This window comes from Mycobacterium uberis, from assembly GCF_003408705.1.
GTDB lineage: Bacteria > Actinomycetota > Actinomycetes > Mycobacteriales > Mycobacteriaceae > Mycobacterium > Mycobacterium uberis.
Genome location: NZ_QAYL01000038.1, coordinates 1 through 7,633, shown reverse-complemented (window position 1 = coordinate 7,633; position 7,633 = coordinate 1). Strand labels below are relative to the sequence as shown.

Annotated in this window: 5 protein-coding genes; 2 read left to right on the top strand and 3 right to left on the bottom strand. The window is 61.6% G+C overall.

The annotated features are described in order from the left end of the window. Positions 1-60 precede the first annotated feature (60 nt). Positions 61-981, bottom strand: coding sequence for a TIGR01777 family oxidoreductase (locus tag MUBE_RS14330; RefSeq protein WP_116541050.1), 921 nt, complete (start codon positions 979-981; stop codon positions 61-63). 15 nt (positions 982-996) lie between these two features. Continuing rightward, positions 997-2,595, bottom strand: a complete 1,599-nt coding sequence (gene sucB / locus MUBE_RS14325) for a 2-oxoglutarate dehydrogenase, E2 component, dihydrolipoamide succinyltransferase (protein WP_116541049.1) — start codon at positions 2,593-2,595, stop codon at positions 997-999. Between the two features lie 238 nt (positions 2,596-2,833). Here sucB and MUBE_RS14320 point away from each other — a divergent pair, with 238 nt between their 5' ends. Beyond that, positions 2,834-4,624, top strand: a complete 1,791-nt coding sequence (locus tag MUBE_RS14320) for an SDR family oxidoreductase (RefSeq protein ID WP_116541051.1) — start codon at positions 2,834-2,836, stop codon at positions 4,622-4,624. 82 nt (positions 4,625-4,706) lie between these two features. Here MUBE_RS14320 and MUBE_RS14315 read toward each other — a convergent pair whose 3' ends face one another. Beyond that, positions 4,707-6,275, bottom strand: a complete 1,569-nt coding sequence (locus MUBE_RS14315; protein ID WP_116541048.1) for a leucyl aminopeptidase — start codon at positions 6,273-6,275, stop codon at positions 4,707-4,709. A 67-nt stretch (positions 6,276-6,342) separates the two neighbouring features. On the opposite strand from MUBE_RS14315, the gene gcvT reads away from it, so the two are divergent. Continuing rightward, positions 6,343-7,446, top strand: a complete 1,104-nt coding sequence (gene gcvT, locus MUBE_RS14310; protein WP_116541047.1) for a glycine cleavage system aminomethyltransferase GcvT — start codon at positions 6,343-6,345, stop codon at positions 7,444-7,446. Positions 7,447-7,633 lie beyond the last annotated feature (187 nt).

Genomic DNA, 7,633 nt, shown 5'->3' with positions numbered 1-7,633 from the left:
ACCGCCAAACAAATACCCCCACCACAACCACACAAACACAGACAAAGCGAGTTAAAAGTACTACTGGTCTAATCGGGCGGTCGCGTAACCAAGCGCCTCATCGATGGTTTTGTGGTGGAACTTGAAACCAGCACGTTTCAGCGCGGAGGGGATGGCGCGCTGACCTATGAGCAGTCCTTCGTCGGCGAACTCTCCGAGGGCGGCCCGCACCGCGAAGCTGGGCAGCATTAACGGAGTCGGACGATTGATTGCGCGGCCGAATGCGGCGGTGAACTTGGCGTTGGTGACGGGTGTGGGCCCGGTCAGGTTTATTGGGCCGGAAAGTGATTGGTGTGAGATGGCGAATAGCAGTGCCCGCACTTCGTCTTCGAGGCTAATCCAGGGCATGTACTGACGACCGTTGCCTATCCGGGCGCCTAGGGCGAAAGAGAACAACGGTCTCATTCGACGCAGTGCACCGCCTGTTGAGGCTAGCACCATGCCGGTGCGGGCCAACACCACACGGGTGCCGGCGTATTGGGCCGGCAGCGTGGCAGCCTCCCAATCTTGGCACAGCTGGGCCAGGAAACCTGTTCCTGCTCGGTCATGTTCGTCGACCACGCGGTCCCGGGTATTTCCGTAGTAGCCCACCGCACTGGCGTTGATCAAGGTAGCGACACCAGCTTCGGCGACCGCGGCAGACAACACTTCAGTCGGAGTGATGCGGCTGTCCCGTAGACTCTGCTTGAAGGCACCCGACCATCGACGCTGACCCAAGTTGACCCCGCACAGGTTAACGACAGCATCGACGTTGGCCAGTGCGTCGGCGTCGAACTCGCCGCTCTCAGGATTCCAATGCAGTTCCTCGGCGTTCGTCGGTGTCCGACGAACGATGCACCGCACCAGGTGGTCGGAAGCGCGCAGCGCCGCGGCCAAAGCAGAGCCAATCAGGCCGGACGAACCCGCGATAGCGACAACCGCCTTACGACCAGCTTGAGCCACGTTAGCACGCTCCTCCTAAAACCCTAGGTCGGCCTCGAACGCTCCCTCTTCGAGCCGTTGCTTTATGGTGGTGAGGAAACGTCCGGCATCGGCGCCGTCGATCAGTCGGTGGTCATAGGTAAGTGGCAGATAGCAAGTTGAGCGGACCCCGATCGACTCGTTGCCGCTAGCATCGACGACCACTCGCGGGCGTTTTACGATTGTCCCGGTACCCAATATCGCGGCCTGCGGCGGAACCAGGATCGGTGTGTCAAACAACGCGCCCTGGCTGCCAATGTTGGTGATGGTGAACGTGCCACCGGACAGCTCGTCGGGTTTCAAGTTGCTCGACCGGGCTCGAGCGGCGATATCAGCAATTGCGCGGGCTAATCCGGCCAGCGACAAATCACCAGCGTTATGGATAACGGGGGAGAGCAAGCCCTGATCTGTGTCGACGGCGAAGCCGAGGTGTTCGGCGTCGTAATAGGTGATCTCTTTGGTGTCCTCATTGTAACTGGCGTTTATATTGGGGTGAATCTTGAGGGCATCGATCGCCGCCTTGGCGATGAACGGCAGAAAGGTCAGATTCACGCCTTCACGCTCGGCAAACGCCGTCTTGGCTTTGGCTCGCAACCCCACAATTTTGGTCATGTCGACCTCATGGGTCTGGGTAAGTTGCGCCGTGGCCTGCAGGGATTCGCGGGTCTTTTTCGCGGTGATCTGGCGAATCCGGCTGGCTTTCTGGGTGGTGCCCCGCAAGTAGGCTAACGTGGCTGCTGGAGGGGGAGCGGCTGTTAGTAGTGTGGAGGTCGACACGACCTGTGTGGGTGGTGGTTCCTGCTGATGTTTCCGTTGCTCAGCCGCGGCCAGCACGTCCTGCTTACGGATGCGACCGCCTACACCGGTTCCTGTCACCTTGGCCAAGTCGATGTTGTTTTCGGTGGCGAGTTTTCGTACCAACGGGGTCACGTAAGGAGCGCCACTAGGTCCCACCTCGGCCGCTAGCGGCCGAGGTGATGCGGGTTTGACTTTCGGCGCGGGGGCGGCTTTGCTGTTGAGAGCAACGCCTATTCGTGCCAACTCACCGCCAACCAGTACGGTCGCGTCTTCGTCGGCGCTGATGCTGACCAAAACGCCGGTCACCGGTGACGGGATCTCGGTGTCCACCTTATCAGTCGATACCTCGACCAGCGGCTCATCAACCTGGATCGAGTCCCCGATCTTTTTGAGCCAGCGAGTCACCGTGCCCTCGGTTACTGACTCGCCAAGCTCGGGCATCAACACCGGTGTCCCGGTTGCTGCTCCGGAAGGCTGTTGGGTCGACGCCACCGGTTGGGATGACGTTGCGGGTTCGGGTTGGGCTTCAAGTTTTGGCTGGGGCGCAGGTGCGACCGCGGAAAGCGTGCCGATGACGGCAAGCTCACCGCCTACCTCGACGGTGTCGTCCTCATGGGCGATGATTCTGGTCAGGACACCCGCGGCAGGCGAGGGGATTTCGGTGTCGACCTTATCGGTCGACACCTCGACGAGTGGCTCGTCGAGTTCGACCGTGTCGCCTTCCTGTTTTAGCCAGCGGGTAACCGTTCCCTCGGTGACGCTTTCACCGAGGGCCGGCATCTGGACGAAGAAGGCCATACTGTTTTGACTCCTCGATCGCTCATGGTAGGAGCAGGTCGACATCTGGCTTACCACACTGTGGTGCACCGGGCATGGAACCCAGTGGATGTCAAAACTATCCTGTCATTGCACCTTCGGCGTCACGTACCCAGGGCGTGCATGCGGCGGGACGCAGAGTAGTGCAACGGTCTTGATAGCGTGTGGTGACTGAAAGTCGCAGCAGGTCTTACAGCAGGTGGCGGTAGGCGGAGGTCGGATGCCAGCAACGCAGTCGATACACAAGGTGCCCCATCAGTTCGTCGAGAGCTCGGACGGTGTCCGCCTCGCTGTCTACCAAGATGGCCAACCTAAGGGCCCGATCGTCGTGCTGATGCACGGCTTTCCCGATTCACATGTGTTGTGGGATGGTGTCGTTCCGCTGTTGGCCAAGCGGTTCCGAATCATCCGTTGCGACAATCGTGGTGTCGGCCAGTCATCGGTGCCCAAGCCCGTTTCGGCGTACACCATGGCCCGGTTCGCCGACGATTTCGCCGCGGTGATCGGCGAGCTGAGCCCCGACCAGCCGGTGCATGTACTGGCTCACGACTGGGGTTCGGTGGGTGTGTGGGAGTATCTGAGTCGGTCCGGTGCCAGCGACCGTGTTGCCTCCTTCACCTCGGTGTCCGGCCCCAGCCAGGACCAGCTGGTTGACTACATCCTGAGCGGTCTGCGGCGGCCCTGGTGCCCGCGTACTTTCGTGCGCGCGATCAGCCAGCTTTCCAGGTTGATCTATATGGCGCTTTTTTCGATACCGGTGTTGTCGCCGATAGTTCTGCGGATCGCACTGTCGAGTGCGGCGATTCGGCGTACGATGGTCGACAATATTCCCACGGATCAGATTCATCACTCCGATACTTTGGCCAGGGATGCCGTGCACTCGGTGAAAACCTACCCCGCCAACTGTTTTCGATCGTTCGCCGGCATTCGACGCGGCAAGGACATCCCGGTAGTCAACGTGCCCGTGCAGCTAATCGTCAATACCGTCGACCGGTATGTGCGACCCTACGGCTACGACGCGACCGCGCGGTGGGTGCCCCGGCTGTGGCGACGCGATATCAAAGCCGGTCACTTTTCACCGATGTCGCACCCGCAGGTGATGGCAGCGGCGGTGCACGACCTTGCCGACCTGGTCGACGGCAAACAGCCGAGCCGTGCGCTATTGCGTGCGCAGGTCGGACGACCCCGCGAGTCGTTCGGAGACACTCTGGTTTCGGTCACCGGCGCCGGCAGCGGGATCGGTCGCGAGACCGCGTTCGCCTTCGCACGCGAGGGTGCCGAGGTGATTGTCAGCGATATCGACGGGGCCGCTGCCAAGTACACTGCATCGCAGATCGTCGAAGGTGGAGGCATCGCCTACCCCTATGTGCTCGACGTGGCTGACGCAGTGGCGGTCGAAGCATTCGCCGAGCAGATCAGCGCCGAGCATGGCGTCCCCGACATTGTGGTCAACAACGCGGGTGTCGGGCAGGCGGGTCGGTTTCTAGACACCCCGGCCGAGGAGTTCCACCGGGTGCTGGAGATCAATCTCGGTGGGGTGGTGAACTGCTGCCGAGCATTCGGGCGGCGCCTGGTGCAGCGCGGCACCGGTGGGCACATCGTCAACGTGTCATCGATGGCGGCCTACGCACCGTCGCAGTCGCTGAGCGCTTACTGCACCTCCAAGGCGGCGACCTACATGTTCTCTGACTGTCTGCGGGCCGAGCTCAACGCCGCGGGAGTGAAGCTTACCACCATCTGTCCCGGAGTCATTGATACCAACATCATCCAAGCCACACGCATCGACGTGCCGGCGGTACAACAAGAGCGGGTGGGGGATCGACGGGACCAGTTGGATAGGATGTTCAGGCTGCGCCGCTACGGACCCGAAAAGGTAGCTGACGCGATCTTATCGTCGATCAAAAAGAACAAACCAATTCGCCCGGTCTCGCCAGAAGCCTACGCGCTCTACAGCATTTCCCGCGTGCTGCCGCAGGCCGTGCGTAGTATCGCGCGGATACGAATGGTTTAACCTGGTTTGCGGCCGGAGGCAGACGGGGGCGCTCGAGGGTGATCTTGTTCGCATACCGCCAGCGTGGTCGTCGGCGAAGCGGTTATCCGTGGTCGGCGATGTCCTCGAGCATTGCGAACATGGTCCGGGTGGGCACGCCGGTGGCGCCCTTGGGTGTATATCCCCACGGGCTGCCGGTGTTGTATGCCGGGCCGGCCACATCGATGTGCGCCCAAGCCACTCCGTCGGCGACAAATTCGCGAAGGAACACCCCGGCCACCAGCATGCCAGCGAAACGTTGTCCGCTGACATTGGCCAGGTCAGCGACCGTCGATTTCAAGTCGTCCTTGAGTTCGTCGGGCAGTGGCATCGGCCAGCCGTTCTCGCCCACCCGCTGCGAGGTCTCGGTCACCCGGTCGCGGAACTCGTCGCTGCCCATCACCCCGGGTATGCGGGCGCCCAACGCCACCGTCTGTGCACCGGTTAACGTGGACGTCTCTATTAGGTAGTCCGGGTTGTCTTCGCAGGCCCGAACAATGGCGTCGGCCAGGATGAGCCGGCCCTCAGCGTCGGTATTGAGCACCTCGACCGTGATTCCGCCGTACTGCGTCAGTACGTCGCCCGGCCGCTGTGCTGTTGCCGAAGGCATGTTCTCGGCCATTGGTACGGTGGCGATCACGTCAATCGGCAGCTCCAGCTGTGCGGCCAGCGTGATGGTTGCGATGACCGCCGCGGCCCCAGCCATATCCGAGGTCATATGGTGCATCGATGCCGCTGGTTTGATCGAGATGCCGCCAGTGTCAAAGGTGATACCCTTCCCGACCAGGGCCACTTTTTTAGCTTTTTCGGGGTTCTTGGCCAACCGCGATCCCCGATGAATCAGCCGCACTAGCCGCGGCTGCCGCGACGAACCCTGGCCGACGCCGATCACTCCACCGTAGCCGGCCTTATGCAACGCCTTATCGTCGAGCACCTCCACTTCGAGACCAGCGGATTCGCCCAAAGCTTTTGCACGTTTTGCAAATTCGGCAGGAAACAGGTGGTTTGGGGGAGTATTGACAAGGTCGCGGGCGGTGACAACCGCGGTCGCCACCGCGGCGCCGTGCGCACTCTGTTTCTTCGCGTCTTTTGCACTAGTTAGCACAGTGATCTTGCGCAACCCGTTGTCCTTCGGCGCGGTTTTGCCACTGCGGAAGTCGGTGAACCGGTAGCTGCCTAGTATCAGCCCCTCAACTACGGCCGAACAGATGTCGGCGCCGGATTCACCGGGCAGTTCTGTCAGCGTGGTGATAACCACCTCCGCGTTGCCGAGCAACCGCACCGCCACACCGGCGGCGCGACGGATCGTATCTGCGGGCCACTCCGACTGTGGCTTACCCAGGCCGACCGTCAACACGCTGCCCACTGGCAGCGATGGTGCCACTAGCCGGTACACTTGTTCGCTGTCACCTGTGGCTTTCAGCGCGCGCAGGCCGGTCTCGATTTCGGCGACTGCAGCTGCGGTCAGGAACGGTTCGGCCGCAGCAACTACCGCACCCGGCCGGTCTTTGGACTTGTCACCGTCGCCGGCTGAAACGACTGGCACGATCAATACCGAACAACTGACATCACGTTTTGGCAGCGACGTGGCGACATGGACGACAGGACTTTGGTAACCCAGATTGGTGGTCACGGGCAATCACCCTAGTCACCGAGGCAGGGATTAGCTTGCCAACCGTGGCGGATTAGGGTGGTACGCCGTGACCGATGTGCCGGATCTGCTCAAGGGACCGCTGGAAGATCGTCATCGCGAGTTGGGTGCGAGTTTCGCCGAGTTCGGTGGCTGGCTGATGCCGGTGTCGTATACTGGCACTGTTAGCGAACACAATGCGACCCGCAACGCCGTCGGCCTGTTTGACGTCAGCCACCTCGGCAAGGCGTTAGTTCGTGGGCCGGGCGCTGCGCAGTTCGTTAACTCCGCGTTCACCAACGACCTGGGCCGCATCGGGCCGGGCAAGGCTCAATACACGTTGTGCTGCACCGAATCCGGTGGCGTCATCGACGACCTGATCGCCTACTATGTCGACGACGACGAGGTTTTTTTGGTGCCTAACGCCGCCAACACCGCAGCGGTGGTAAACGCATTGCAGGCGGTCGCGCCGATCGGCCTGACCATCGCTAACCAGCATCGCTCTCACGCGATGCTGGCGGTGCAGGGGCCTCGATCAATGGACGTGCTTGGTAGGCTGGGTCTGCCGACCGACATGGATTACATGGGATATGCCGACACCTTCTATTCGGGGGTGCCAGTGCGTGTCTGCCGCACTGGATATACCGGCGAGCACGGTTATGAACTGCTGCCGCCCTGGGAGTCAGCGGGTGTCGTGTTTGACGCGTTGGTTGCCGCGGTGGCCGACGCGGGCGGAGAGCCGGCTGGCCTGGGCGCGCGCGACACGCTACGCACCGAGATGGGCTATCCGCTGCATGGACATGAACTTTCGCTGGACATCTCGCCGCTGCAGGCCCAGTGCGGTTGGGCGGTCGGCTGGAAGAAGGACGCGTTCTTTGGCCGGAGTGCGCTGCTGGCCGAGAAGGCGGCGGGGCCGAGACGGCTGTTGCGAGGCCTGCGGATGGTTGGCCGGGGAGTCTTGCGGCCTGGGCTGATGGTGCGTGCCGGTGATACCCCGGTCGGGGTCACCACGTCGGGAACGTTTTCGCCGACGTTGCAGGTCGGTATCGCATTGGCATTAATCGACAGCGAGACCGCGGTGCAGGACGGGCAGCAAATCATCGTCGATGTCCGCGGCCACGCTGTCGAGTGCGAAGTGGTGCGTCCGCCCTTCGTCGAAGTTAAAACTCGCTAGTGTGGTGTTGTTTTGTGTTGTTGGTTGGTGGTGTTGAAGCGAGGTTTTGGTCTGTTCTTATCTGGGGAGAGTCTAGCCAGTGTGACCATGGTGATGTCGTGATGCAAGACCGTCGCCCCTTACGGTACATGCGCTAGCCTTCACCTCATTTTGATGAAGACCAGCGCAACCCCCCGCCAGACAGTGT

Bases quoted from the DNA above. Each gene is read 5' to 3' on its own strand.
- MUBE_RS14320 (WP_116541051.1), top strand. From the start codon at position 2,834: ATGCCAGCAACGCAGTCGATACACAAGGTGCCCCATCAGTTCGTCGAG.
- sucB (WP_116541049.1), bottom strand. From the start codon at position 2,595: ATGGCCTTCTTCGTCCAGATGCCGGCCCTCGGTGAAAGCGTCACCGAG.